The sequence below is a fragment of the Streptomyces sp. NPDC014764 genome, from assembly GCF_043082785.1.
Classification (GTDB): domain Bacteria; phylum Actinomycetota; class Actinomycetes; order Streptomycetales; family Streptomycetaceae; genus Streptomyces; species Streptomyces althioticus.
In genome coordinates, this window is the sequence record NZ_JBIBXY010000003.1 from 12,503 (window position 1) to 37,626 (window position 25,124).

The 25,124-nt window shown below is 70.6% G+C and carries 25 protein-coding genes; 13 read left to right on the forward strand and 12 right to left on the reverse strand.

What is annotated here, in order from left to right; genetic code table 11:
* Positions 1 to 150 precede the first annotated feature (150 nt).
* The 4 genes from ACF1AG_RS08785 (at position 151) to ACF1AG_RS08800 (ending at position 4,388) form a co-directional block, all read left to right on the forward strand.
* Positions 151 to 1,542: an extracellular solute-binding protein gene (locus tag ACF1AG_RS08785; RefSeq protein WP_387794850.1), complete on the forward strand. Its 1,392-nt coding sequence runs from the start codon at positions 151 to 153 to the stop codon at positions 1,540 to 1,542.
* A gap of 19 nt (positions 1,543 to 1,561) precedes the next feature.
* Positions 1,562 to 2,509: a sugar ABC transporter permease gene (locus ACF1AG_RS08790; RefSeq protein ID WP_359599164.1), complete on the forward strand. Its 948-nt coding sequence runs from the start codon at positions 1,562 to 1,564 to the stop codon at positions 2,507 to 2,509.
* Between the two features lie 5 nt (positions 2,510 to 2,514).
* On the forward strand, positions 2,515 to 3,378 hold the full coding sequence (locus tag ACF1AG_RS08795; protein WP_391809537.1) for a carbohydrate ABC transporter permease: 864 nt from the start codon (positions 2,515 to 2,517) through the stop codon (positions 3,376 to 3,378).
* Positions 3,379 to 3,665: 287 nt separating this feature from the next.
* Positions 3,666 to 4,388 (forward strand): XRE family transcriptional regulator, encoded by a 723-nt coding sequence (locus tag ACF1AG_RS08800; protein ID WP_391809538.1) that lies wholly within the window; start codon positions 3,666 to 3,668, stop codon positions 4,386 to 4,388.
* A 73-nt stretch (positions 4,389 to 4,461) separates the two neighbouring features.
* On the opposite strand, the gene ACF1AG_RS08805 is transcribed toward ACF1AG_RS08800, so the two are convergent.
* Positions 4,462 to 5,487, reverse strand: coding sequence for an ATP-dependent 6-phosphofructokinase (locus tag ACF1AG_RS08805; protein ID WP_359599159.1), 1,026 nt, complete (start codon positions 5,485 to 5,487; stop codon positions 4,462 to 4,464).
* A gap of 215 nt (positions 5,488 to 5,702) precedes the next feature.
* Here ACF1AG_RS08805 and pta point away from each other — a divergent pair, with 215 nt between their 5' ends.
* The 3 genes from pta to pyk all read left to right on the forward strand — a co-directional run bounded on the left by pta (position 5,703) and on the right by pyk (position 10,508).
* Entirely contained in the window at positions 5,703 to 7,799 is a 2,097-nt protein-coding gene (gene pta / locus ACF1AG_RS08810; RefSeq protein WP_391809539.1) for a phosphate acetyltransferase, read from the forward strand.
* Positions 7,796 to 9,007, forward strand: coding sequence for an acetate kinase (locus ACF1AG_RS08815; protein WP_391809540.1), 1,212 nt, complete (start codon positions 7,796 to 7,798; stop codon positions 9,005 to 9,007). Before pta ends, ACF1AG_RS08815 begins: the two co-directional genes overlap by 4 nt.
* A gap of 73 nt (positions 9,008 to 9,080) precedes the next feature.
* Positions 9,081 to 10,508 (forward strand): pyruvate kinase, encoded by a 1,428-nt coding sequence (gene pyk / locus ACF1AG_RS08820; protein ID WP_359599155.1) that lies wholly within the window; start codon positions 9,081 to 9,083, stop codon positions 10,506 to 10,508.
* Positions 10,509 to 10,600: 92 nt separating this feature from the next.
* On the opposite strand, the gene ACF1AG_RS08825 is transcribed toward pyk, so the two are convergent.
* From ACF1AG_RS08825 to ACF1AG_RS08840, 4 genes are all read right to left on the reverse strand, one after another.
* Positions 10,601 to 11,920 (reverse strand): hypothetical protein, encoded by a 1,320-nt coding sequence (locus tag ACF1AG_RS08825; RefSeq protein WP_359599154.1) that lies wholly within the window; start codon positions 11,918 to 11,920, stop codon positions 10,601 to 10,603.
* Positions 11,910 to 12,479 carry a DUF6114 domain-containing protein gene (locus ACF1AG_RS08830; RefSeq protein ID WP_359599152.1) on the reverse strand — a complete coding sequence of 190 codons (570 nt, stop codon included), beginning with the start codon at positions 12,477 to 12,479 and terminating at the stop codon, positions 11,910 to 11,912. The genes ACF1AG_RS08825 and ACF1AG_RS08830 overlap by 11 nt, the downstream gene beginning before the upstream one ends.
* 116 nt (positions 12,480 to 12,595) lie before the next feature.
* Complete coding sequence (locus ACF1AG_RS08835; RefSeq protein WP_354763626.1) at positions 12,596 to 13,231, reverse strand: DUF6230 family protein; 636 nt, start codon at positions 13,229 to 13,231, stop codon at positions 12,596 to 12,598.
* A gap of 655 nt (positions 13,232 to 13,886) precedes the next feature.
* Complete coding sequence (locus ACF1AG_RS08840; protein ID WP_391809541.1) at positions 13,887 to 14,861, reverse strand: tetratricopeptide repeat protein; 975 nt, start codon at positions 14,859 to 14,861, stop codon at positions 13,887 to 13,889.
* 236 nt (positions 14,862 to 15,097) lie between these two features.
* Here ACF1AG_RS08840 and ACF1AG_RS08845 point away from each other — a divergent pair, with 236 nt between their 5' ends.
* Both ACF1AG_RS08845 and ACF1AG_RS08850 read left to right on the forward strand, forming a co-directional pair.
* Positions 15,098 to 15,718 carry a TetR/AcrR family transcriptional regulator gene (locus tag ACF1AG_RS08845; RefSeq protein ID WP_359599149.1) on the forward strand — a complete coding sequence of 207 codons (621 nt, stop codon included), beginning with the start codon at positions 15,098 to 15,100 and terminating at the stop codon, positions 15,716 to 15,718.
* A gap of 118 nt (positions 15,719 to 15,836) precedes the next feature.
* Complete coding sequence (locus ACF1AG_RS08850; RefSeq protein WP_359599148.1) at positions 15,837 to 16,637, forward strand: SAM-dependent methyltransferase; 801 nt, start codon at positions 15,837 to 15,839, stop codon at positions 16,635 to 16,637.
* 78 nt (positions 16,638 to 16,715) lie between these two features.
* On the opposite strand, the gene ACF1AG_RS08855 is transcribed toward ACF1AG_RS08850, so the two are convergent.
* The 5 genes from ACF1AG_RS08855 to ACF1AG_RS08875 form a co-directional block, all read right to left on the reverse strand.
* Positions 16,716 to 18,416: a methylmalonyl-CoA mutase family protein gene (locus tag ACF1AG_RS08855; protein WP_359599147.1), complete on the reverse strand. Its 1,701-nt coding sequence runs from the start codon at positions 18,414 to 18,416 to the stop codon at positions 16,716 to 16,718.
* 84 nt (positions 18,417 to 18,500) lie between these two features.
* Positions 18,501 to 18,833, reverse strand: coding sequence for a DUF3817 domain-containing protein (locus ACF1AG_RS08860; RefSeq protein ID WP_359599146.1), 333 nt, complete (start codon positions 18,831 to 18,833; stop codon positions 18,501 to 18,503).
* 43 nt (positions 18,834 to 18,876) lie between these two features.
* On the reverse strand, positions 18,877 to 19,386 hold the full coding sequence (locus ACF1AG_RS08865; RefSeq protein WP_145827411.1) for a MarR family winged helix-turn-helix transcriptional regulator: 510 nt from the start codon (positions 19,384 to 19,386) through the stop codon (positions 18,877 to 18,879).
* A gap of 108 nt (positions 19,387 to 19,494) precedes the next feature.
* Positions 19,495 to 19,788: an MTH1187 family thiamine-binding protein gene (locus tag ACF1AG_RS08870; RefSeq protein WP_359599145.1), complete on the reverse strand. Its 294-nt coding sequence runs from the start codon at positions 19,786 to 19,788 to the stop codon at positions 19,495 to 19,497.
* Entirely contained in the window at positions 19,785 to 20,129 is a 345-nt protein-coding gene (locus ACF1AG_RS08875) for a DUF3817 domain-containing protein (RefSeq protein ID WP_359599144.1), read from the reverse strand. Before ACF1AG_RS08875 ends, ACF1AG_RS08870 begins: the two co-directional genes overlap by 4 nt.
* A gap of 190 nt (positions 20,130 to 20,319) precedes the next feature.
* Between ACF1AG_RS08875 and ACF1AG_RS08880 the strand changes: the two genes are divergently transcribed.
* From ACF1AG_RS08880 to ACF1AG_RS08895, 4 genes are all read left to right on the forward strand, one after another.
* Positions 20,320 to 20,952: an AIM24 family protein gene (locus ACF1AG_RS08880; protein ID WP_359599174.1), complete on the forward strand. Its 633-nt coding sequence runs from the start codon at positions 20,320 to 20,322 to the stop codon at positions 20,950 to 20,952.
* 1 nt (position 20,953) lies between these two features.
* Positions 20,954 to 21,604 carry an AIM24 family protein gene (locus ACF1AG_RS08885; protein ID WP_359599143.1) on the forward strand — a complete coding sequence of 217 codons (651 nt, stop codon included), beginning with the start codon at positions 20,954 to 20,956 and terminating at the stop codon, positions 21,602 to 21,604.
* Complete coding sequence (locus ACF1AG_RS08890; RefSeq protein WP_387794855.1) at positions 21,601 to 22,398, forward strand: AIM24 family protein; 798 nt, start codon at positions 21,601 to 21,603, stop codon at positions 22,396 to 22,398. Before ACF1AG_RS08885 ends, ACF1AG_RS08890 begins: the two co-directional genes overlap by 4 nt.
* Before the next feature lie 97 nt (positions 22,399 to 22,495).
* Positions 22,496 to 22,972 (forward strand): MarR family winged helix-turn-helix transcriptional regulator, encoded by a 477-nt coding sequence (locus ACF1AG_RS08895; protein ID WP_006130189.1) that lies wholly within the window; start codon positions 22,496 to 22,498, stop codon positions 22,970 to 22,972.
* A gap of 25 nt (positions 22,973 to 22,997) precedes the next feature.
* On the opposite strand, the gene ACF1AG_RS08900 is transcribed toward ACF1AG_RS08895, so the two are convergent.
* Positions 22,998 to 24,449: a sensor histidine kinase gene (locus tag ACF1AG_RS08900; RefSeq protein ID WP_391809542.1), complete on the reverse strand. Its 1,452-nt coding sequence runs from the start codon at positions 24,447 to 24,449 to the stop codon at positions 22,998 to 23,000.
* Positions 24,446 to 25,111 (reverse strand): response regulator transcription factor, encoded by a 666-nt coding sequence (locus tag ACF1AG_RS08905; protein ID WP_359599141.1) that lies wholly within the window; start codon positions 25,109 to 25,111, stop codon positions 24,446 to 24,448. Before ACF1AG_RS08905 ends, ACF1AG_RS08900 begins: the two co-directional genes overlap by 4 nt.
* Positions 25,112 to 25,124 lie beyond the last annotated feature (13 nt).

Here is a 25,124-nt window from a genome sequence, read left to right on the forward strand (position 1 = left end):
CCGACCGGTGACTGCCCAAGCTCACGAAGCCTTCACCGCCCCCGGCGGTTCCCCATGCGCACGCTCATTGACCTGGCTGGACCACTCAACTTACGTTCGCCGGGCAGCCGTCCAGGCCACAGTGTCGTGTGCCCGTAGGAGGTCGTGCCCGTGCGCCCCACCGCCGCTCGCCCCCGCACAACCGTCCGTCCGACCGCGTTCGTCGCCCTCTGCGCCGCCGCCCCGCTGCTGCTGACCGCCTGCGGCGGCGGGTCCGGCGGGGACCCGGACACGCTGAAGGTGTCCTTCAAACAGTCCACCGACAACTCCGTGAAGGTGATGGACACCTATCTCGCGGACATCAAGAAGCAGTTCGAGAAGGCCAACCCGGGCAAGAAGGTGGAGCTCGTCCCCATCAAGGCGCCGGACGCCGAGTACTACACCAAGCTCCAGCAGATGCTCCGCTCCCCCCGGACCGCGCCGGACCTGGTGTACGAGGACACGTTCCTCATCAACTCCGACATCACCAGCGGGTACTTGAAGCCGCTCGACCCCTATCTCGCCGGCTGGAAGGACTGGGACCTGTTCGCCGACACCGCCAAGGCCGCCGCGCGGGGCGAGGACGGGAAGACGTACGGCGTCCCGGACGGGACCGACACGCGGGGGCTGTGGTTCAGCAAGGACGTCTTCGCGAAGGCGGGTCTGCCCGCCGGCTGGCAGCCGAGGACCTGGGAGGACGTCCTGGACGCCGCCCGCGCCATCAAGGAGAAGGTACCCGGCGTCATCCCGCTGAACGTCTACACCGGCAAGCCGGTCGGTGAGGCGGCCACCATGCAGACCTTCGAGATGCTGCTGTACGGCACGGGCGACGGCACGTCCGACCCGCTGTACGACAAGGACAGCAAGAAGTGGGTCACGGCGGGCGAGGGCTTCCGGGACGCCCTGACGTTCGTCGAGACCGTCTACGAGGAGAAGCTCGGGCCCGACGTCGCCGACGCCCTCGACCCCAACGTGGGCACCCGGGTGCGCGGCGAGTGGCTGCCGGAGGGCAAGCTCGGCATCGCGCTGGACGGTTCCTGGCTGCCGCAGGACTGGCTGGAGGGCAGCGGGCACGAGTGGCCGGAGTGGCCGAAGGAGCTGGGGCTCGCGGCGATGCCCACCCAGAACGGGCAGGCGCCCGGCAAGGTGAGCATGTCCGGCGGCTGGACCTGGGCGATCCCCGCCAAGGCCGCCAACCCCGACCTGGCCTTCGAGTTCGTGAAGACGATGCAGACCAAGGCCAACGCGCAGAAGTGGTACGTCGCCAACTCCGGCATCGCCGTCCGCGAGGACGTCGCGGCGGACCCGGCGTACACGGCGGCCCAGCCCGGCATCCGGTTCTTCACCGATCTGGTGGAGCACACCCACTACCGGCCCGCGTACCCGGCGTACCCGAAGGTGTCGACCGCGATCCAGGAGGCGATGGAGGCCGTGACCACGGGTGACGCGTCCGTGGAGGAGGCCGCGCGGGCCTACGACGAGGCGCTGCGCGACGCCGCCGGCGGCGAGGTCACCTCGAAGTGAGCGGCGACGGGACGCTCCGATGACCGCCGCCGCACCTGACGCGGGCCCGGACCTCGCGAAGACCCCGGGCCCGCCCGCCGCCTCTCCGTCCCCTCGGGACCGGCGCGCCCTGCGCCGGTTCCTCCCCCGCCTCCTGCCGCTCACCCCCGCGCTGGCCCTGCTGCTGGTGTTCCTCGCGGGGCCGATCGCGTACTGCGTCCTCATCGCGTTCACCGATCTGCAGCTGACGGGGCAGGCGCAGGAGTCGTTCGTCGGTCTGGACAACTTCCGGCGGGCGTTCCGCGACGAGGCGTTCCTCAACGCCGTCTGGCTGACCCTGGTGTTCACGGTGGTGTCGGCGCTGGTCGGGCAGAACACCCTGGGTCTGGCACTGGCCGCGCTGATGCGGCGGGCGTCGAAGCCGGTGCGCACGCTGACCGGCGGGGTCGTCGTGACGGCGTGGGTGCTGCCGGAGGTGGTGGCGGGGTTCCTGCTGTACGCCTTCTTCCGCCGCGAGGGCACGCTGAACGCGGTCCTGGACCTCCTCCACCTGCCGTCGCAGAACTGGCTGTTCACCCTGCCGATCCTCGCGGTGTCCTTCGCCAACGTGTGGCGCGGCACCGCCTTCTCGATGCTGGTGTACTCCGCTGCGCTGAACGAGATCCCGAAGGAGATCACCGAGGCCGCCGAGGTGGACGGGGCGAGCGGGTGGCGCCGGATGTGGCACGTCACGCTGCCGATGATCCGCCGCTCGATCGGCACCACGCTGATGCTCAACACACTCCAGACGCTGTCGGTGTTCGGTCTGATCTGGGTGATGACGCGGGGCGGCCCCGGCGGGAAGAGCCAGACGCTGCCGCTGTTCATGTACGAGCAGGCCTTCCAGAACAGTCTGATCGGTTACGGCACGGCGGTGGCGCTGCTGCTTCTGCTGGTCGGCTCGCTGTTCTCGCTGCTCTACATGCGTCTGCTGCGGACGGAGGTCTGACCGCCATGTCCCTGTCGTCGCGGTCCTTGTCGTCGCGGTCCCTGTCGTCGCGCCGCACCGCCCGGCGGCTGGCCGCCGACGCCGGGCTGCTCGTCGTCGCCGTCGCGTTCCTGCTGCCGCTGGCGTGGGTGGTGCTCTCCGCGGTCGACCCGCACGCCGGTCTGCGGGTGAAGGCGCCGGACGGGCTGACGGCGGAGCACTTCGACGCGATCCTCACCGACGAGATCACCTTCACCCCGCTGCTCAACAGCCTGGTCCTCTGCGGGGGCGCGACCGCGCTGACCGTGGTGTGCGCGGCGCTGGCCGCGTATCCGCTGTCCCGCTTCCGGTCGCGGCTCAACCGGCCGTTCCTGCTGACGATCCTCTTCGCGACCAGCCTCCCGATCACCGCGATCATGGTGCCGGTGTACGCGCTGTTCGTGCGGGTGAATCTGATCGACACCGTGCAGGGCACGGTCTTCTTCTTCGCCGCCTCCCAACTTCCCTTCGCCATATGGCTGATGAAGAACTTCATGGACGGCGTGCCGAGGGAACTGGAGGAGGCGGCCTGGACCGACGGGGCGTCCTCGCTGCAGTCGCTCGCACGGATCGTGCTGCCGCTGATGGGGCCGGGCCTGGCGGTGGTGACCGTCTTCTCGTTCGTGATGACGTGGGGGAACTTCTTCGTCCCGTTCATGCTGCTGCTCAGCCCGGATCTGATGCCGGCGTCGGTGAGCATCAACGACTTCTTCGGCAACCGCGGGATGGTGGCGTACGGCCAGCTCGCCGCGTTCTCGATCGTCTACTCGACGCCGGTGATCCTGCTGTACGTACTGATCTCGCGGCGGCTGGGGGCGGGGTTCGCGCTGGGCGGTGCGGTGAAGGGGTGACCGGCGGATTCGCGCCGCGCGCCGGGACGCGGGCGGAGGGGCGCACGGGGCGCGGAGCCCGTACGGGGGTGCGAGGGGCGGGCGTCCGTTCCGTCCCGCTCCTGCGCGGGCAGGGGGCGTGCGGACACGCATATGCCCACTGAGCTTGCCGTTCGCAATACGGAGCGCGTCGCTCCGGGACCGGCCCGGTCCTCCCGCCGAAACGCGACCGGCCGGTAGCCGTACCTTCCTACGATCCGTGTTCCTGGCCGAACAGACCGTAGTCACCCCAGGCGTTCGCGCCTAGCTTGTGGGCCGTGCGCCGACCTCCCCTTCGCAGCGACCGCCATCCGCCCCCGCCGTTCAACGCCCCCGCCGCCCGGCGGCTGCGCGCCGCGCTGGGCCTGGGCCCGGACCATGTGGCCCACGCCCTGCGCGCCTCCTACGACCTGCAGTACGTCACGCCGGCCCTCGTCGCCGCATGGGAACGCGGCAGCGCCTCCCCGTCCCATCCCGAACTCACCGCTCTCGCGGGCGTGCTGTGGTGTTCACCCGGCGAACTCATAGGCCGCCCGCGCACCTTGCGCGAGCACAGGATGGCCCGCGGCCTTGCCCCGGAGGACGTCGCCCACACCGTGGGGCACGAACTCCAGGCGTATCTGCGGATGGAGGAGACGGGGCAATGGCGGGGCACCGAGCGCCAGACGGCCGCCCTGACGAGACTGCTCGGTCTGTCCCTGGCCGACGCCCTCACCGTCACCGGCCGTGAGGAGCACCTGGCGGAGCTGCTGCGCGACGCGGTGACCACGCGCTGGCAGGCGTACGTCCGGCCGGTGTCGAAGATCGCCCCGCTGGAGCGGCGCCTCCTGGAGGAGGTGCTGCACCGGCTGCACCAGGACTACCAGGGCCACATGGCGGCCACGCTCAGCTGGGGCGGCGGCCCCACCGACGCGTCCGACCCGGGGCGGGACTTCCTGGCCCGCGTCGTCGACCACTTCTGGACGGCGGTCGAGGACGGCGGCCGCGCCTGAACGGCGCACGGGACGCGCCCGCCCGGTCCGCCGCCGACCGGGCGACACCCTCTCGGGAGTCGAAGGGACCGGTCTAGAAGACCGACTCCGCCTCGTCCATGCGGTCCTTCGGGACCGTCTTCAGTTCCGTGACCGCCTCCGCCAGCGGCACCATCACGATGTCCGTGCCGCGCAGGGCGGTCATCCTGCCGAAGTCGCCCCGGTGGGCGGCCTCGACCGCGTGCCAGCCGAAGCGGGTGGCGAGGACGCGGTCGTACGCGGTCGGTACGCCGCCGCGCTGGACGTGGCCCAGGATGACCGGCTTGGCCTCCTTGCCGAGGCGCCGCTCCAGCTCGTACGCCAGGGCCGTGCCGATGCCCTGGAAGCGCTCGTGGCCGAACTTGTCGATCTCGCCCTTGCCGTAGTCCATGGTGCCCTCGGCCGGGTGGGCGCCCTCGGCGACGCAGATGACCGCGAACTTCTTGCCCCGGTCGAAGCGCTCCTCGACCATCTTGACCAGCTGGACCGGGTCGAAGGGCCGCTCGGGCAGGCAGATGCCGTGGGCGCCGGCGGCCATGCCGGACTCCAGGGCGATCCAGCCCGCGTGCCGGCCCATGACCTCGACGACCATCACCCGCTGGTGCGACTCGGCAGTGGTCTTCAGGCGGTCCATCGCCTCGGTGGCGACGCCGACGGCCGTGTCGAAGCCGAAGGTGCGGTCCGTGGAGGAGATGTCGTTGTCGATCGTCTTGGGGACGCCGACCACCGGCAGACCGGCGTCGGACAGCATGCGGGCCGCCGTCAGCGTGCCCTCGCCGCCGATCGGGATGAGCGCGTCGATGCCGAACTCGTGGATCATGTCGGAGGCGTTCTCGCAGGCCTCGCGCAGCCGGTCGCGCTCCAGCCGGGAGGAACCCAGTATGGTCCCGCCGCGCGCCAGGATGCCGCTGACCGCGTTGAGGTCCAGCGTCCGGTAGCGGCCGTCCAGCAGGCCGGAGTAGCCGTCCTCGAAGCCGATGACCTCGTCGCCGTAATTGTCCACCGCCCGGTGCACGACCGACCGGATCACTGCGTTCAGCCCAGGGCAGTCGCCGCCTGCGGTGAGGACTCCTATACGCATCGTGCTGTGTCTCCTGGTCGCTGTCGATACCGGTGAGCCGTTGCCGATTCTTTCACGTCCCCCGGAGCACCGCCGACGGCCCGATGCACGGGCGTCCTAGCCAGCGCCGCGGGTATTGTCAAGAGGGATCCGCTCACCTGTGTGGGCGGTTTCCAGGCCCCGCCGTCGCCCCTCGCGGCCCCCGACGAAGCCCCTCGACGAAAGGGAGAGCGCGCGTGACCCGCAGCGTGTACGTGACCGGAATCGACCGCGGCGACGGCCGCCAGGTCGTCGAGCTCGGGGTGATGGAGCTGCTGACCCGGCAGGTCGACCGGGTGGGCGTCTTCCGCCCCCTGGTGCACGACGGTCCCGACCGGCTCTTCGAACTGCTGCGCGCCCGCTACCGGCTCTCCCAGGACCCCGGGACCGTCTACGGCATGGACTACGCCGAGGCGTCCGCGCTCCAGGCCGAGCGCGGCACGGACGAGCTGGTGTCCACCCTGGTCGACCGGTTCCACCTGGTGGCCCGTGACTACGACGTGGTGCTGGTGCTGGGCACCGACTACGCGGACACGCAGTTCCCGGACGAGCTGTCCCTGAACGCCCGCCTGGCCAACGAGTTCGGCGCCTCGGTCATCCCCGTCGTCGGCGGCCGGAAGCAGACCGCCGAGTCCGCGCGCGCGGAGACCCGCAACGCCTACCGCGCCTACGACACCCTCGGCTGCGACGTACTGGCGGTGGTGGTCAACCGGGTCGCGCGCGAGGACCGGGACGAGATCGCCGAGCGGCTCGCCACCCGGCTGCCCGTGCCCTGCTACGTGCTGCCCGACGAACCCGCGCTGTCCGCGCCCACCGTGTCCCAGATCGTCCACACCCTGGGGGCGAAGGTGGTCCTCGGCGACGACTCCGGACTCGCCCGCGACGCCCTGGACTTCGTCTTCGGCGGTGCGATGCTGCCCAACCTCCTGGCCGCGCTGACCCCCGGCTGCCTGGTGGTGACCCCGGGCGACCGGGCGGACCTGGTGGTGGGCGCGATGGCCGCGCACAGCGCCGGCACCCCACCGATAGCCGGGGTGCTGCTGACCCTGGACGAGGTGCCCGGCGAGCGCATCCTCACCCTCGCCGACCGGTTGGCGCCCGGCACCCCGGTGCTGTCGGTGCCGAGCAACAGCTTCCCCACCGCCGAGCAGCTGTTCTCCCTGGAGGGCAAGCTGAACGCGGCCACCCCGCGCAAGGCGGAGCGGGCGCTCGGCCTGTTCGAGCGGTACACCGACACCGCCGAGCTCACCCGCGAGGTGTCCGCGCCCAGCAGCGACCGCGTCACCCCGATGATGTTCGAGCACAAGCTGCTGGAGCAGGCCCGCTCCGACCTGCGCCGGGTGGTGCTGCCGGAAGGCTCCGAGGAGCGGGTGCTGCACGCGGCGGAGGTGCTGCTGCGCCGGGGCGTGTGCGAGCTGACGCTGCTCGGCGACGTCGACCAGATCCGCAAGAAGGCCGCCGACCTGGGCATCGACCTGGGCGACACCCAGCTGATCGACCCGGCCACGTCGGAGCTGCGCGACTCCTTCGCGGAGAAGTACGCGGCGCTTCGCGCCCACCGGGGCGTCACCGTGGAGCTGGCGTACGACGTGGTGTCCGACGTGAACTACTTCGGCACGCTGATGGTCGAGGAGGGCCTCGCCGACGGCATGGTGTCCGGCTCCGTGCACTCCACGGCGGCGACCATCCGCCCGGCCTTCGAGATCATCAAGACCCGCCCCGACGCGGACATCGTCTCCTCGGTGTTCTTCATGTGCCTGGCCGACAAGGTGCTGGTGTACGGCGACTGCGCGGTCAACCCGGACCCGGACGCCGAGCAGCTCGCCGACATCGCGGTGCAGTCGGCGGTCACGGCGGCGCGGTTCGGGGTCGAGCCGCGGATCGCGATGCTGTCCTACTCGACGGGCACGTCCGGTTCCGGCGCCGACGTGGACAAGGTGCGCCGGGCGACCGAGCTGGTCCGCGAGCGCAGGCCCGACCTGAGCATCGAGGGGCCGATCCAGTACGACGCGGCCGTGGAGCCGTCGGTGGCGGCGACCAAGCTGCCGGACTCCGAGGTGGCCGGCCAGGCATCCGTGCTGATCTTCCCCGACCTGAACACCGGCAACAACACCTACAAGGCCGTGCAGCGCTCGGCCGGCGCGATCGCCGTCGGCCCGGTCCTCCAGGGCCTGCGCAAGCCGGTCAACGACCTGTCCCGGGGCGCCCTGGTGCAGGACATCGTCAACACCGTCGCGATCACCGCCATCCAGGCGCAGGTCCCGGCCCCGAGCGAGAAGGCAGCCGCCCAGTGAGCCCCTCCCGTGTCCTCGTCCTCAACTCCGGCTCCTCGTCGGTGAAGTACCAGCTGCTGGACATGGGCGACAGCAGCCGGCTGGCGTCCGGTCTCGTGGAGCGGATCGGCGAGCGCACCTCCCTGGTGCGCCACACCCCGCTGGCGTCCGGCGGGGAGACCCGGGAGCGCACCGGCCCGGTCGCCGACCACGAGGCCGCGCTGAAGGCGATGGGCGAGGAACTCGCGGCCGACGGTCTCGGCCTGGACTCCCCCGAGCTGCTGGCGATCGGCCACCGGGTGGTGCACGGCGGCAAGTACTTCACCGAGCCGACGGTGATCGACGAGCGGGTGCTCGCCGAGATCGAGCGGCTGATCCCGGTGGCGCCGCTGCACAACCCGGCCAACCTCACCGGCATCCGCACGGCGACGGCGCTGCGCCCGGACCTGCCGCAGGTCGCCGTCTTCGACACCGCGTTCCACACGACGATGCCGGAGTCGGCGGCCCGCTACGCGATCGACGTGGAGACCGCCGACGCGCACCGGGTGCGCCGCTACGGCTTCCACGGCACCTCGCACGCGTACGTCTCCCGGGCGACGGCGCGGCTGCTGGGGAAGGCGCCCGAGGAGGTGAACGTGATCGTGCTGCACCTGGGCAACGGGGCGTCCGCCTCGGCCGTGCGGGCGGGCCGCTGCGTGGACACCTCGATGGGGCTCACCCCCTTGGAAGGGCTCGTGATGGGTACGCGGTCCGGTGACATGGACCCGGCCGTGATCTTCCATTTGATGCGCGTCGGCGGAATGTCCGCCGACGAGGTCGACGCCCTTCTGAACAAGAGGAGCGGGCTGGTCGGGCTGTGCGGGGACAACGACATGCGGGAGATCCGGCGCCGTATCTCCGAGGGCGACGAACGGGCGCAGCTCGCCTACGACATCTACATTCACCGGTTGAGGAAGTACATCGGCGCCTATTACGCCGTTCTCGGACAGGTGGACGCGGTGGCCTTCACCGCCGGTGTCGGCGAGAACTCCGCCGAGGTGCGGGAGGCCGCGGTGGCGGGCCTCGAAGGGCTCGGCCTGGCGGTCGACGGCGAGCGCAACGCGGTGCGCGGCGGCGGGGCGCGGCTGGTCTCGCCCGAGGGGGCACGGGTCGCGGTCGCGGTGGTACCCACGGACGAGGAAATGGAGATCGCCCAGCAGACATACGCACTGGTCGGAAAGAACAACTGAGCATCGGGAACCTCATTTGTACATTCCGCCAGACGGAATATTCCGTAGCGAAACAAACCGATAGGATCGCCCCATGCGCCGTTCGAAAATCGTCTGTACTCTCGGCCCCGCGGTCGACTCCCATGAGCAGCTCGTCGCTTTGATCGAAGCCGGCATGAACGTGGCCCGCTTCAACTTCAGCCACGGCTCGCACGCCGAGCACCAGGGCCGGTACGACCGGGTCCGGGCCGCCGCCAAGGAGACGGGCAGGGCCGTCGGCGTCCTCGCCGACCTCCAGGGCCCCAAGATCCGTCTGGAGACCTTCGCCGAGGGCCCCGTCGAGCTGGTGCGCGGTGACGAGTTCACCATCACCACCGAGGACGTACCCGGTGACAAGACGATCTGCGGGACCACCTACAAGGGCCTCCCGGGCGACGTCTCCCGCGGCGACCAGGTCCTGATCAACGACGGCAACGTCGAGCTGAAGGTGCTGGACGTCGAGGGCCCCCGGGTGAGGACGATCGTCATCGAGGGCGGCGTCATCTCCGACCACAAGGGCATCAACCTGCCCGGCACGGCCGTGAACGTGCCCGCGCTGTCCGAGAAGGACGTCGAGGACCTGCGGTTCGCCCTGCGGATGGGCTGCGACCTGGTCGCCCTGTCCTTCGTCCGGGACGCGAAGGACGTCGCCGACGTCCACCGCGTGATGGACGAGGAGGGCCGCCGCGTCCCCGTCATCGCCAAGGTGGAGAAGCCCCAGGCGGTGGAGAACATGGAGGACGTCGTGATGGCGTTCGACGGCGTGATGGTCGCGCGTGGCGACCTGGCCGTCGAGTACCCGCTCGAGAAGGTCCCCATGGTGCAGAAGCGCCTGATCGAGCTGTGCCGGCGCAACGCCAAGCCGGTGATCGTGGCGACCCAGATGATGGAGTCGATGATCACCAACTCCCGTCCGACCCGCGCCGAGGCCTCCGACGTGGCCAACGCGATCCTGGACGGCGCGGACGCGGTCATGCTGTCGGCGGAGTCCTCGGTCGGCGCGTACCCGATCGAGACGGTCCGGACGATGTCGAAGATCGTCACGGCCGCCGAGCAGGAGCTGCTCTCCAAGGGCCTCCAGCCGCTGGTGCCGGGCAAGAAGCCGCGCACGCAGGGCGGCTCGGTGGCCCGCGCGGCCTGCGAGATCGCCGACTTCCTCGGCGGCAAGGGCCTGGTCGCCTTCACCCAGTCCGGCGACACGGCCCGCCGCCTGAGCCGCTACCGGGCGGCACAGCAGATCATCGCGTTCACGACGGACGAGTCCACGCGCAACCAGATGACCCTCAGCTGGGGCGTGGAGCCGCACGTGGTGCCGTTCGTGAACAGCACCGACGAGATGGTCGCGCTGGTGGAGCAGGAACTGGTCCGCCTGAGCCGCTTCAACGAGGGCGACATCGTGGTGATCACCGCCGGCTCCCCGCCCGGCGTCCCCGGCACCACCAACATGGTCCGCGTCCACCACCTGGGCGAGGCGACCGCCTGACCCGGCACCGACCGAACGCCCGAGGGCGCCCCCTGCGAGCAGGGGGCGCCCTCGGTGTTGCGGCTCCCGGGGTGGGCTCGGGGTGCGGGCCGTCAGCCGGTGACGTACTGGTGGAGTCCCGGTACGTGCAGGGTGCCGCCGAACTGGCCGGCCTGCTGGACCGTGACCTTGGTGAAGTAGATCAGCGGGATGTTCAGCGGCGGCGGGTTCTCCGGGTCGAACGTCACCGGGATCAGGCCCAGCAGGTTGCCGGAGATGCTCTCGGTGTACATCACGGTGTCGCCGTCGCGGATGGTCGACGTCGAGCCCTTGGCGGCCTGGACGTGGTACGTCTTGCCGGACTGCTTGTCCTTGACCGTCTGGTGCAGGTCGCCGATGTCGGTGCCGTCGGAGATGACGTACTTCAGCACCTTCTTCTTGGTGCCGTTGGCGGTCCGCACCTCGACGATGCCCTTGTAGTCGGCGCCCTTCAGCAGCAGCGAGCTGGCGTTCAGGAACCACGGGTCGTCGGGGAGCGGGACGTTGTTGTCGACCCCGCCTTCGGCGTCGGTGGCGACCGGGCAGTCCTCCAGGTCGATCCCGGACGACTCGGAAGGGCTGGGCGAGGCGGTGGCCTCGGGCTCCTTCGTCTCCTCCGGCTCCGGCTCCTCGGTCTGCTCCGTGGTGTCCTTCGCCGCGTCGGCGGCCTTCTCACCGGTGTCCCCGGCGGTCTCGGCGGCCTTCTCCGCGGGCTTCTGCGCGGTCTCCTCGCCCTCGTCCGGCTCCCCGGCGGGGGCGGACGACGACGCGGAGGCGGACGGGCTGGGACTCGGGGTCTCCTCGTCCTTCTTGTCGCCGGGCGTGAAGACGTCCTTGATGGCGTCCCCGATCTGCTCCAGCAGGTTCTTGTCGGTCTCCGACGGGGACGGGGCGGGCTCGGTGTCCGCCGCCTGTCCGCCCGCGGTCGCGGAGGGCGTGGGCGCCGGCCCGGCCTCGTCGTCGGAACCTGAATCCGGCGAAGAGTCCGATCCCTTGCCCGTGTCCTTCTCCGGGTCTTCCTGGGCGGGGGCGGAGCCGGTCGGGTCCGCCGACGGCTCCTTGTCGTCCTCGGAGGCGCTCTCGCTCGCGGTGGCGGACGGCGTGGGCGACGCGCTCGCGTCCCCCTTCTCCGCCTTCTCGATGGCCTCCAGGCACTCCTTGAACTCGTCGGCCGTGAGATTCCTCGACGACGGCTGGTCGTCGGCCTGGGCGAGCGTCGGGGTGAAGCCCATCCCCATCAGTACCGCGGTCGGCATCGCCGCTATGGCTATCGCCTTCCCCGCGGGCATGTGGAACCTGGTGAACAGCGGCTTCTTGGGTGCCGCGTGTCGCGGCCCGGTTCTCACACGGGACGCCTCCACATCAGCCCCGTGGGTCACCTCGTCAGCCGGCACTGTGCCTCCCGTTCGCCCCGTTCGCCGGGCTCGTTCCTGACAGATCGTTCGGCTCACCCGTCGCCGCGGCGCCCTCTGCGGGGCCGGAGTCCGTGGATTCGGGGAAGGCGCCCTCGGGTGCGCCGCCGTGCACGCCCTTGTCCGCCTGCAGCTCCTGCTCGGGCGGCTCGCCGGACACCCACGACACGGCCATCGCGCCGCCCACGAGGGCGAAGAGGAAGCCGATCAGGAAGCCGCCGAGGTTGGACACGGGGATGGACACCAACGCCAGCAGAATCGCCGCGACACCCGCGAACACGCGGATGTGCTTCTGGAACCAGAGGCTGACGCCGAGGACGACGAGCAGCACGCCGATGATCAGGGACCCGGCGCCCGCGGTGGTCGCCATCGCCAGGGTCAGGTGACCGATCTGCAGGTTCGCGTACGGGAAGTAGGCGATGGGGAGTCCGCCGATGATGATGAACAGACCGGCCCAGAAAGGCCGCTGGCCACGCCAGGCGCGGAACTGCAGCCGTCGGCGAGTGAACTGGCCGGAGGCGGCAGGAGTCTCGGCGCTCATGAGAAACAGCTCCCTGGATGGCGTTGCTGTGGTGGTGATGTGCGCCGCGCGTGAAAGCGCGGTGGGAAGGTGGACGGGCGGGGGCGCCACCGGCTCCCCCGCCCGTCAGCGAGTGCTTAGTAGCACTCCTTGACGCCCGTCGAGAGCGACATCTTCAGGCCGCTGAGCTTGAAGGTTCCGGCGGTGGTCGCCCACGCCGTCTGCTTCACGTCCTTCAGCACGGCCTTGTCGGCCTGCTGCGCGAACCCGAAGGGGTTGGCCTGCTCGCCGCCACCCTTCATGCCCGGACCCTTGTTGGCGTCCTTGGCGGCAACACCGATGTCGATGTTCGTGAACGTCGCATCGGCGTTCAGGTCGGCGACGTCGATGTACAGGTTCTTGGCCTCGACCGGCTGAGCGCCGTCACCAGCGCGCAGGATCAGGCTGACGTTCCCGAGCACCGGAATGTTCGGGGTGACGACCGACTGGCACAGGCTCTTGATGGTCGCGGACTTGAACGCCGAGACCGCGACGGGGTGAACCGTCTTCTTGCCGTCGAGGGTGTACCCCTCGTCCAGAGCGCCGTACTGCGAGAAGCCCTCGCCGACGAGCTCCTTCGTGGTCACCTTGAACGACTGGCCGGAAACGCTGAACGACGCCGCGAGGGCGCCCTGCGCGAGAGCGACACCTATGCAAGCCGTGGCGGCCACGCTGGGCACCATGACCACAGCGAACCGCTTCCATCTGGTCCCGCCACGCACCTGGGACTCCATATTTCCTCCTTCTCGGACGTACATCTCCTGTCCTGGCTCGCCGCCTTGAACGGCGGCCGAGTCGGGCAGGGATGGGAGAAGTGCTACGTCCTCGGGAAGGAGAGCGCCCGCATTCGGCGACGCGAGGTACGCGCCCGAATCACCGGCGATCACCCCCGAGCGACAACCACTGGTCGCGCCTGACACGCATCACGCACAACCCTGCTGGACAGGCTTCACCGGACGGGCGAAGACCCCCCTGTCCAAGGAGCGCCGTCATTGCCGGCGTTCCTGCTCGGTGGGGACCCAGGAGTTCCCGCGGCCCGACCGGCTGTCGGGGTACGGGTAATGGACCGAGCGTGGCCGATCGTGGTGCATTCTCGCCGCCTGCACAAGGGGGTTCGTTACTCGCTAGTAACGGCGCGATAACCGCGGGACGACCCGGCGGACCCGAGCGGCGACGCTGGGTGCACCGATGGGGGTGTACAAAACCATTGATCAGTGGACAGATTCCGACAGATCAACTCGGTTGACTTACTGGCAGTAACAGCGGCCGCGATTACCAAGATTTGGTAAAGCGCGGCCGCTTCGGCCTCTGCCTGCCAGCGTGCACCTCGGGTCCCGCCCGTCGCCGTAACGGGCGAAAGCGGCGGAACGGGCGCCCGGATCCGAGGGGTTAGAACAGCGCGCGAGCCAGGGCGCGGCGCGCGGTCACCACGGCGGGATGGTCGGCGCCGACCACGTCGAACAGCTCCAGCAGCCGCACGCGCGCGGCCTCCCGGTCGTCGCCCGCCGTGCGGGCCACGGTGTCGACCAGCCGTCCGAAGGCGTCCTCGACATGACCGCCCGCCAGGTCCAGGTCGGCGGCGGCGATCTGCGCCGGTACGTCGCCCGGCTTCCCGGCGGCGTCCTTGCGCACCCGCTGCGGGTCCATGTCCCGTACGCGGCGCAGCAGTTCCGCCTGGGCGAGGCCCAGCTTGGCCTCGGGGTGGGCCGGGTCCTCGGCGAGCACGTTCTTGTAGGCCTGCACGGCGCCGTCGAGGTCGTTGCCGTCCAGCGCGCGGGCAGCCGCCTCCAGGAGGGAGTCGTACGGGCCGGCGGGGATCTCGTCGGCCGCCGGGGCACCGCCCGGCTCGGCCTCCGGGTCGACGGTCAGGCCCGTCAGTCCGAAGCGCTGCTCGGCGACCTGCACCAGCTGGTCCAGGGTCTGGCGGATCTGCGCCTCGCCCGCGGCGCCCTGGAAAAGCGGGAGGGCCTGTCCGGCCACCACCGCGAAGACGGCGGGGATGCCCTGGATGCCGAACTGCTGCATCAGCATCTGGTTGGCGTCGACGTCGATCTTGGCGAGGAGGAAACGGCCGTTGTATTCGACGGCGAGCCGCTCGAGGACGGGGCTCAGCTGCTTGCAGGGCTCGCACCACTCGGCCCAGAAGTCGATGACGACCGGGACCTCGGTGGAACGCTGCAGGACGTCGCGTTCAAAACCGGCCTCGTCGACGTCGATGACGAGATCGGCGGGCGAGACGGCGCCGGTGCCGCCCGTGCGGGCGGCCTCGGCGCGCGCCTGCTCCGCCTTCGCCTTGGCCTCCTGGGCCGCCTTCACCGCGGCGAGGTCGACGACTCCGCTCATGGACATGTTCCGTGGCTGCATGCGTCTATCCTCCCCCGTACCCCGCGTGAGTGTGAAAAGCGCCCGGGAAACACAGGCGTTCGTGTGGTGCTGGTGCGCCGGGTCCCCACCCGGCACGGTGGTCGTCGCTCGGGCACGTCAGGTGCTCACGTGCTTTCGCTACGAGTCGTAGCGTAACGGCAAGGGGCCGGTGCCCGGCGCCGGTTCCCGGTGATCTCCCTCACCACCGCACGGAATCCGCCGGTTATGGTCGTGCCATGCAGCGCCGCCACCCAGTCAGTCGCACCGGGCGCCCCCGCAGCGCCGCGGCCGACACCGCGATCCTCGCCGCGACCCGGCAGGCGCTGGTGGACCTGGGGTGGTCGGGACTCACGCTCTCGGACGTCGCGGTGCGCGCCGGAGTGGCCAAGACGACGCTGTACCGGCGCTGGGCGGGCAAGAACGAGCTCGTCGTGGACGCCGTGGCCGAGCTCTTCGACGAGCTGACGCTGCCGGACCGCGGTTCGCTGGCGGCCGACATCGAGGGCGTGGTGCTGCAGTTCGCCGCGATCCTGGCCCGCCCGGAGGCCCGCAGCGGGCTGATGGCGGTGGTCGCCGAGGCAACCCGGGACGAGGCGCTGCGCGAGCGGATCCGCGCCTCGATCGTCGACCGGCAGAAACGGCTGGTGATCGCGGGCCGCGCCCGCGCCCAGGAACGGGGCGAACTCCCCCCGGAGTCCGACGCGGAGCGCTCGGCCCGCGCGGTCGACCTGATCTTCGACATGGTGGCGGGATCGGTGGTGCACCGGACCCTGGTCAGCAACCAGCCGGCCGACGCGGAGTGGGTGCACGGGCTGACCCGGGTGCTGCTGTCGGGGCTGGCGGCGAGCGCACGCTGAGCGTTCCCCGAAGAGCGCGGTGAACCGGCCACGGTCGGCCGATACTCTCCTGTCACCGCGCGGTCACCCGCTGCGATGATCGTGACCGCTTCGGGACGCACGCATCAGGGGGACAGGCATGACCGGCGCCGTACGCATCGACACGTCCACGCCGCACCCGGCCCGGGTGTACGACTGGTTCCTCGGCGGCAAGGACAACTACCCCGTCGACGAGGAGCTGGGCCGGCAGATCATGGGCGTGGACGGCACCGCCCGGCACGTGGCCCGCACCAACCGGTGGTTCATGCAGCGCGTCACCCGCTGGCTGGCGGGCCCCGGGGGCGTACGGCAGTTCCTGGACATCGGCACCGGCATACCGACCGAGCCGAACCTGCACCAGGTCGCACAGGGCATCGCGCCCGGGTCGCGGGTGGTCTACACGGACAACGATCCCATCGTGCTGAAGCACGCAGAGGCGCTGCTGCGCAGCACGCCCGAGGGCGCCACCGACTACGTGCAGGCGGACGTGCGCGAACCCGGCCGGATCCTGAAGGAGGCCCGGCAGACCCTGGACCTCACGCGTCCGGTGGCACTGTCCCTGGTGGCGCTGACGCACTTCCTCGGCGAGGAGGACGACCCGCACACCCTGGTGGCCGGTCTCGTCGACGCCCTGCCGTCCGGCAGCTACCTGGTGCTGTCGCAGCTCACGGCGGACTTCGACCCGGAGGCCGTGGCCCGCGGGGTCGAGATGTACCGGGCGGGCGGCGTCACCCTGGCGCCCCGCTCCCGCGACGAGATCGCCCGGTTCTTCGAGGGCCTCGAGCCCGTCGAGCCGGGGGTGGTCCGGCTGACCGACTGGCACCCGGAACTCGCGGTCGGGGAGACCGTCGACGAGCGCGCGGTCGTCTCGCTGTACGGGGCGGTCGCCCGCAAGCCGTGAACGCGCCGCGCCCCGGCAGGCGAGGGGCCTGACGGGGCGGGGCGGTCGTACGACGGGGCGGGGTCGCCCCCTGATGCGTCAGAAGCCGGCGGGCTCCGTGTAGACGCCCCACTCGTCGCGCAGGGCGTCGCAGATCTCGCCCAGCGTGGCTTCCGCGCGGACGGCGTCGAGCATCGGCTCGATCATGTTCGCGCCGGAGCGGGCCGCCTCGACCATCGCGTCGAGCGCGCCGCGCACCTTCGCATCGTCGCGGGCGCTCTTGCGCTCGCCCAGCAGCCGTACCTGCTCGCGCTCCACCTCGTGGCTGACCCGGAGGATCTCCAGGTCGCCGGTGACGGAGCCGGTGTGGACGTTGACGCCGACGACCTTCTTGTCGCCCTTCTCCAGCGACTGCTGGTAGCGGAAGGCCGACTCGGCGATCTCGCCGGTGAACCAGCCGTCCTCGATGCCGCGCAGGATGCCGGAGGTGACGGGCCCGATGGGGTGCTTGCCGTCGGGGTGGGCGCGAAGCCCCCGCTCCTTGATCTGCTCGAAGATCTTCTCGGCGTCCGCCTCGATGCGGTCGGTGAGCTGCTCGACGTACCAGGAACCGCCCAACGGGTCGGCGACGTTGGCGACGCCGGTCTCCTCCATCAGCACCTGCTGGGTGCGCAGGGCGATCTCGGCGGCCTGCTCGCTGGGCAGCGCGAGGGTCTCGTCGAGGGCGTTGGTGTGGAGGGAGTTCGTCCCGCCGAGCACGGCTGCGAGCGCCTCGACGGCGGTCCGCACCACGTTGTTGTACGGCTGCTGCGCGGTGAGCGAGACGCCGGCGGTCTGGGTGTGGAACCGCAGCCACTGCGCCTTCTCGCTCTTGGCGCCGTAGACGTCCCGCATCCAGCGCGCCCAGATGCGGCGCGCGGCGCGGAACTTGGCGATCTCCTCGAAGAAGTCGACGTGCGCGTCGAAGAAGAAGGACAGGCCGGGCGCGAAGACGTCCACGTCGAGGCCGCGGCTGAGGCCCAGCTCGACGTACCCGAAGCCGTCGGCGAGCGTGTACGCCAGCTCCTGCGCGGCCGTCGATCCGGCCTCGCGGATGTGGTAGCCGGAGACCGACAGCGGCTTGTAGGCGGGGATGCCGGCCGCGCAGTGCTCCATCAGGTCGCCGATCAGGCGCAGGTGCGGCTCGGGCTGGAAGAGCCACTCCTTCTGCGCGATGTACTCCTTGAAGATGTCCGTCTGGAGCGTGCCGTTGAGCACGCCCGGGTCGACGCCCTGGCGCTCGGCGGCGACGAGGTACATGCAGAAGACGGGCACGGCGGGCCCGCTGATGGTCATCGAGGTGGTGACGTCACCGAGCGGGATGTCCTTGAACAGGACCTCCATGTCGGCCGCCGAGTCGATGGCCACCCCGCAGTGGCCGACCTCGCCCAGCGAGCGCGGGTCGTCGGAGTCGCGGCCCATGAGCGTCGGCATGTCGAAGGCGACGGAGAGGCCGCCGCCGCCGTTGCCGAGGATCATCTTGTAGCGCTCGTTGGTCTGCTCGGCGTTCCCGAACCCGGCGAACTGCCGGATGGTCCACGTCCGCCCCCGGTAACCGGTCGGATACAGCCCGCGGGTGAACGGGTACTCCCCCGGCCAGCCGATCCGCTCGAACCCGTCGTAGCGGTCCCCGGGCCGCGGCCCGTACACCGGCTCCACGGGATCCCCGGAGAGCGTGGTGAAGTCTGCGTCGCGCTTGCGCGCGGCGTCGTACCGGGCCTGCCAGCGACGGCGGCCCTCATCGATGGCGTCAGCGTCCATACCCTCGAATTTACTAGGACGTCCAAGTAAATGTCGATGGGGGACCGCCGTACGCTCGTCCGTACGGCGGTACGACGCGGGACGTCAGGCCTTGGCGACGGCCGGCTCGGGGCTCTCCGTGAGGGGCTCCACCTGCTGCGTCACCTTGCGCTCGACGAAGAAGGCGGCGAAGGGGATCGTCCCGGAGAGCAGCAGCCACAGCAGCTTGCCGAACGACCACTTGGCCTTGGAGCCGAGGTCGAACGCGAAGATCAGGTAGATGATGTACAGGAAGCCGTGAGCCTGGGAGACGACGAACGTGATGTCCTCGCCCTTGCCGAAGCCGTACTTGAACACCATGCAGGTGCACAGCACCAGCAGCATGACAGCGGTGACGTAGGCCATGACCCGGTAGCGGGTCAGCACGCTCTTCTTCATGGGATCGAGCGTAACGGCACGTTCCGGGCGATCTTCCGGGGGGTCACTCCCCTTCGAAGTCCCCCGCCGCCAGTCGGAGGGGCCGGAGGATGGCGAAGAGTTCCGAGCACTCCTCGGCGTCGTAGGCGCTGAGGCCGAAGTCCATCGCCATCAGGTCGCGGGTGGCCGACTCGACCACCTCTCGGCCCTTGTCCGTGATGGAGGCCAGCGTGCCGCGGCCGTCGTTGGGGTTGGGGCGCTTGGCCACCAGACCCGACCTGACCAGCCGGTCCACGGTGTTGGTCACCGACGTCGGATGCACCATGAGCCGCTCGCCGATCTTGGACATCGGCAGCTCGCCGGACTTGGAGAAGGTCAGCAGAACCAGCGCCTCGTACCGCGCGAACGTGAGCCCGTACGGCTTGACCACCGCGTCGACCTGGGCCAGCAGGATCTGGTGGGCCCGCATGATCGAGGTGATCGCGGCCATCGACGGCACGCTTCCCCAGCGCTGCTTCCAGAGCTCGTCGGCACGGGCGATGGGATCGAACGAGAGACTGAGCGGTTTGGGCACGGACCAGACCCTACCGGCGGGTCAGATGCCGGTCAGCCCTGTCTCGCCCTTCGGTCCGCGGGGCGGACGGCACGGCGGTCGCGCCGCCGACGCCCGCCCCGCACGGAGTCAGCCGGCGAGGTGCCGTTCGACGGTCTCCACCTTGGACGTCAGGCCGTCCTCCACGCCCTGGCGGATGTCCGCCTTGAGGACGAGGGAGACACGCGGCGCGCGGGCCTCCACGGCGGCCACGGCGCGCTTCACCACGTCCATGACCTCGTCCCACTCCCCCTCGATCGAGGTGAACATCGCGTCGGTGCGGTTCGGCAGCCCGGATTCGCGGACCACCCGCACGGCGTCGGCGACGTACTCCCCCACGTCCTCGCCGACGCCCAGCGGCGTCACGGAAAAGGCGACGATCACGCGTTCACGACCCCTTCCTTGCGGGCGCGGGACGCGATCACCGCGTCCTCGGTCTCACGCTTCAGCCGCCGCTCGGCGAAGAAGCCGCCGACGGGCAGCACCGACATCAGGAAGTAGAAGGCGGCGGTCCCCAGCGACCACTTCGCCCGGTTCCAGGCGTCGGCCCAGAAGAGCACGTAGAGGACGAAGAGGAAGCCGTGGACCGCGCCCATGACCGGGACGGCATTGAACTCGGTGGTCCGCTTCAGGACCGAGCACACGAGCAGCAGCAGGAACGAGATCGCTTCGGGGCCCGAGACCAGGCGGAGGCGGCGGAGTGCGGAGGCGGTCTTGATGTCCACGGGTCACCTTCGGAAGGGAGAGACGTCGGTGTCGACGGTGCTGTCGGCTTGTGAACGCGCGCACAAGCGTAGCCATTGTGGCAAACGCCGTGGGTGATCACCGCAGGGGGTCGGGGCCGCATCAGGGTGCGACTCCTCCTTCAGGATCTGGGCGCGGCGCAAAAGGGCCGCTACCGTCGCACACGTGGCGATGTTCCGACTTCAGAGCAGCAAGGTCCTCGCCGTCGACATGACCGGGGACGCCGTCAAGGCGAAGAACGGCTCCATGGTCGCGTACGACGGGCAGATGGCCTTCAAGAAGCTCACAGGCGGCGGTGAGGGCCTGCGGGGGATGGTGACCCGGCGGCTCACGGGCGAGCAGATGACGCTCATGGAGGTGAAGGGGCACGGCACCTGTTTCTTCGCCGACCGGGCCTCCGAGATCAACCTCGTGGCCCTGAACGGCGAGAAGCTGTACGTCGAGTCCAGCAACCTGCTGGCCACCGACGGCGGCCTGCGCACGGGGACCACGTTCACGGGCCTGCGCGGCGCCTCCCAGGGCAACGGGCTGTTCACGACCACGATCGAGGGCCACGGCCAGGCCGCGATCATGTCGGACGGCCCCGCCGTGCTGCTGCGGGTCGGCCCTCAGTACCCGCTGACGGTCGACCCGGGCGCATACGTCGCCCACCAGGGCGACCTGCGGCAGTCCTTCCAGTCGGGCGTGACGTTCCGCACGTTCATGGGCGAGGGCGGCGGCGAGGCCTTCCAGATCCGCTTCGAGGGCGACGGGGTGGTCTACGTCCAGCCCAGTGAGCGCAACACCATCGCGGGGGACGTCTGACATGGGCTTCCGGGAGATCAACTCCAAGATGATCGAGGCGACCGTCGCACCCGGTCAGCGGCTGTTCAGCCAGCGCGGCGCGATGCTCGCGTACAAGGGCGAGGTCGGCTTCACCCCGAACCTGCGCGGCGGCCAGGGCGGGGTGATGTCCATGATCGGCCGGCGCGTGGCCAACGAGGACACGCCCCTGATGACCGTCGAGGGCGACGGCACCGTGCTGTTCGGGCACGGCGGCCACCACATCCAGGTGATCAACCTCTCCGGGGACACGCTGTACGTCGAGGCGGACCGGCTGCTGGCCTTCGAGGGGACGCTGGAGCAGGGCACGGTGTTCCTCGGCTCGCAGGGCGGGGTGATGGGCATGGTGCGGGGCCAGGTCTCCGGGCAGGGCCTGTTCACCACCACGCTCAAGGGGCACGGCGCGGTCGCCGTGATGGCCCACGGCGGGGTGATCGAGGTGCCCATCACCCCGCAACGCGCGGTGTACGTCGACCCGCAGGCGTACGTCGCCCACCACGGCGACGTCCGCAACAAGCTGTCGACGGCGCTCGGCTGGCGGGACATGGTGGGCCGGGGTTCCGGCGAGGCCTTCCAGCTGGAGCTGAGCGGCAGCGGCGCGGTCTACGTCCAGGCCTCGGAGGAGAAGCTGTGAGCATGTACGGAACGCCGGGCGCCGGGGCCGCGGCCTTCGACCCCATGACGCTGCCGTCCGACGACAACGTCAACGACTACACCTTCTGCGTGGAGCTCAAGGGCACCCAGTGGTTCATGCAGAAGGGGAAGATGATCGCCTACTACGGCGCCATCGAGTTCAACGGCATCGGGCACGGGCGACTCGACCGACTTGTCCGGAAGGCGTTTCATTCGCCACTGCACGCGAGCGACTGGGTCGTGGCGGAGGGCTCGGGCAAGATGCTGCTCGCCGACCGGGCCTTCGACGTCAATTCGTACGACTTGGACGACGGCAATCTGACCATTCGCTCGGGCAACTTGCTCGCTTTTCAGCCAAGTCTGTCGCTGAAGCAGTCGATCGTGCCAGGTTTTCTGACACTGATCGGAACCGGGAAGTTCGTGGCGGCGTCCAACGGACCGGTGGTGTTCATGGAACCGCCGATCAGGGTCGACCCGCAGGCGCTGGTCGGCTGGGCGGACTGCCCGTCCCCGTGCCACCACTACGACCACGGCTACATGACCGGCCTCCTGGGCGGCCTACGTGCGATGACGGGCCTGGGCGGGGCGTCCGGCGAGGAGCACCAGTTCGAGTTCGTCGGCGCCGGCACGGTGCTGCTGCAGTCGTCCGAGGCCCTGATGACGGAGCAGGCCGCGGGAGCACCCCCGCAGCAGCCGGGGGTACCCGGCGGCGGGCCGGGCGGGGCCGGACCCGGCGCAGGCGGACCGCGCCTTCCCGGACAGCTGGGGGACCTCCAGCGTCGCTTCGGGCTGTGAGCGGTAGTGTGCGGGGTGTGACATCGAACGCCTGCACGTGATGTCACTCGGAAGCCCTATTAGTACGCCTTTCAACTTCCTTAGGTAGACTTCATTCATGGAGACCGAGACGGCCACCCGCTGGCTGACCAATGCGGAGCAGTGCGCCTGGCGCACCCACCTGGAGGTCAACAAGCTGCTGACCTACCAGCTCGAGAAGGATCTGCAGCCGTTCGGCCTGACAATGAACGACTACGAGATCCTGGTGAACCTGTCCGAGTCGGAGGACCGGCGGATGCGGATGAGCGACCTCGCCTCCGCCACGATGCAGTCCAAGAGCCGGCTCTCCCACCAGATCACCCGGATGGAGAACGCCCACCTGGTCCGCCGGGAGAACTGCGAGTCGGACCGCCGCGGCCTCTACGCGGTCCTCACCGACCACGGCATGGAGACGATGCAGAAGGTCGCCCCGCACCACGTGGCGTCCGTGCGCCGGCACTTCATCGACCTGCTCTCCCCCGAGGCCCTGATCGAGCTCGACAAGGCCCTCAAGCCCATCGCGGAGCACCTGCGGGGGCAGCGGGGACGACTCTGACGTCCTCCCCCTCCCTGCGGCCCGACTAGACCCGGGGCGTGCCCCGGTCCGCGCCGGCGAGCGGCAGGCGGAGTTCGAAGAGGGCTCCGCCCGCCGGCGCCGCGCCCGCGGTGAGCGTGCCGCCGTGCCGTACGGCCACGTCCCGCGCGATGGCCAGGCCGAGACCGGCTCCGCCGTCGTCCCGGCTGCGCGCCGCGTCCAGCCGTACGAACCGCTCGAAGATCCGCTCGCGGTCGGCCTCGGCCACCCCCTCGCCGTCGTCGGCGACGCCCACCACGGCCTCGCCGCCCTCCCGGCGCACGGTCACCGTGATCCGCTCACGGGCATGCCGCTCCGCGTTGTCCAGCAGGTTGGCGAGCACCCGCGCGAGCTGGCCGCGTGACCCGGCGGTCTCGGCGCGCTCCGCCTCCACCGTTACGCCCTGGCGCCCCTCGGCCGCCTCCCGGGCCAGCGCGGCCAGCTCCACCCGGGTGCCCGCGGGCCGCTCCCCCGCGTCCAACCGCGCGAGCAGCAACAGGTCGGCGGCGAGGTTCTGCAGCCGTACGGTGTCCTCGACCGCGCCCTCCAGGTCGAGCAGTTCGGGGTGGGCGGCCGCGACCTCCAGCTGGGTGCGGAGCGAGGCGATGGGGCTGCGCAGTTCGTGGGACGCGTCGGCGACGAAGGCACGCTGCCGCTCCACGGAGGTCTCCAGCGCGGCGAGCGTGGCGTTGGTGGTGCGGGCGAGCCGGGCGATCTCGTCGTGCGTCGCCGGTTCCGGGACGCGGCGGCGGAGGTCCTCGGAGGCGGTGATCGCGGCCATCTCCCGGCGGATGCCCTCGACGGGACGCAGGGCCCTTCCGGTGACCAGCCAGGTCACCGCGGCGACGACGCCGAGCAGCAGCGGGAAGCCGATGAGCATGGCGGTCAGCGCGGTGCCCACGGCGCTGTGCTCCGCGGCCAGCGGGGCGCCCGCGTGGACGGTGAGACGGCCCCGGTCGGGGGTCTCCACCTCGACTGCGGCGAAGCGGTAGTCCTCGGTGTCGCCGTCGATGGTGGCGGTGCCGTTGGTGTAGCTCGCGCCAGGGGCGATCTCGCCGGGGCCGAGGGAGTCGTCGTCCCGGTCGTCGCGGTCGTCGTCCTGGTCGTCGTCGCGGTCGTCGTCGTCGGACCGGGCCGGTTCGGGGGTCACCTCGGAGGCGCCCGTGCCACTGATCCGCTCCAGGTCCTCCGAGGCCGCGAGCAGGACGCCGTCCTCGTCGACGATCTGCACGGGGGTGTCCTCGGCGTCCAGCCCGGAGAGCTTGTCGAGGGGCGTACGGGCGGCCAGTTCGGAGGCGACGGCCTGCGCGGAACGCTCGGCCCGGGTGCCCGCCTCGCCGGTCAGGTTGGCGCGCAGGGACAGCAGGAGCGCGGTGCCGGCGGCGACGAGGGCCACGGCGACGACGAGCGTGGCGCCGAGCGTCGCCCGGGAGCGGACCGAGCCGAACAGGCGGCTCACGGGGCCTTCTCCAGCCGGTAACCGGCGCCGCGCACCGTGCGGATGAGGTCCGCGCGGAGCTTGCGGCGCAGTGCGCTGACGTAGACCTCGACGATGTTGGGGTCGCCCTCGTAGGCGAAGTCCCAGACGTGCTCGAGGATGTCGGCCTTCGACACCACCTCACCGGCCCGCAGCACCAGGTGCTCCAGAACCGAGAACTCCTTCGCGGTCAGCTCGGCCTCCTCCTCGGCGAGCCAGACCCGGCGGGCGGCGGTGTCCACCTTCAGGTCGCCGTGCACATGGACCGGGGACCCGCCCGCGGCCTGCCGGCGGCGCAGCAGCGCCTTCACCCGGGCGACCAGGACCACGTAGGAGAAGGGCTTGGTGAGGTAGTCGTCGGCGCCGGTGTCCAGGCCCTCGGCCTCGTCGTACTCGCCGTCCTTGGCGGTGAGCATGAGGATCGGCACGTCGTGCCCGGCGGCGCGCAGGGCGGCGCACACCCGGTAGCCGTTGAGCCCGGGCAGCATGATGTCGAGGATCACCAGGTCGTACGGTTCCGCCGTGGCCCGGTCCAGCCCCTCGCGGCCGTCGTGCACGACGTCGACGGCGTACCCCTCGGCGGTGAGGCCCTTGGCGAGGGAGAGGGCGAGGCGCTTTTCGTCCTCGACGATCAGGAGTCGCATGGGACCCAGGGTC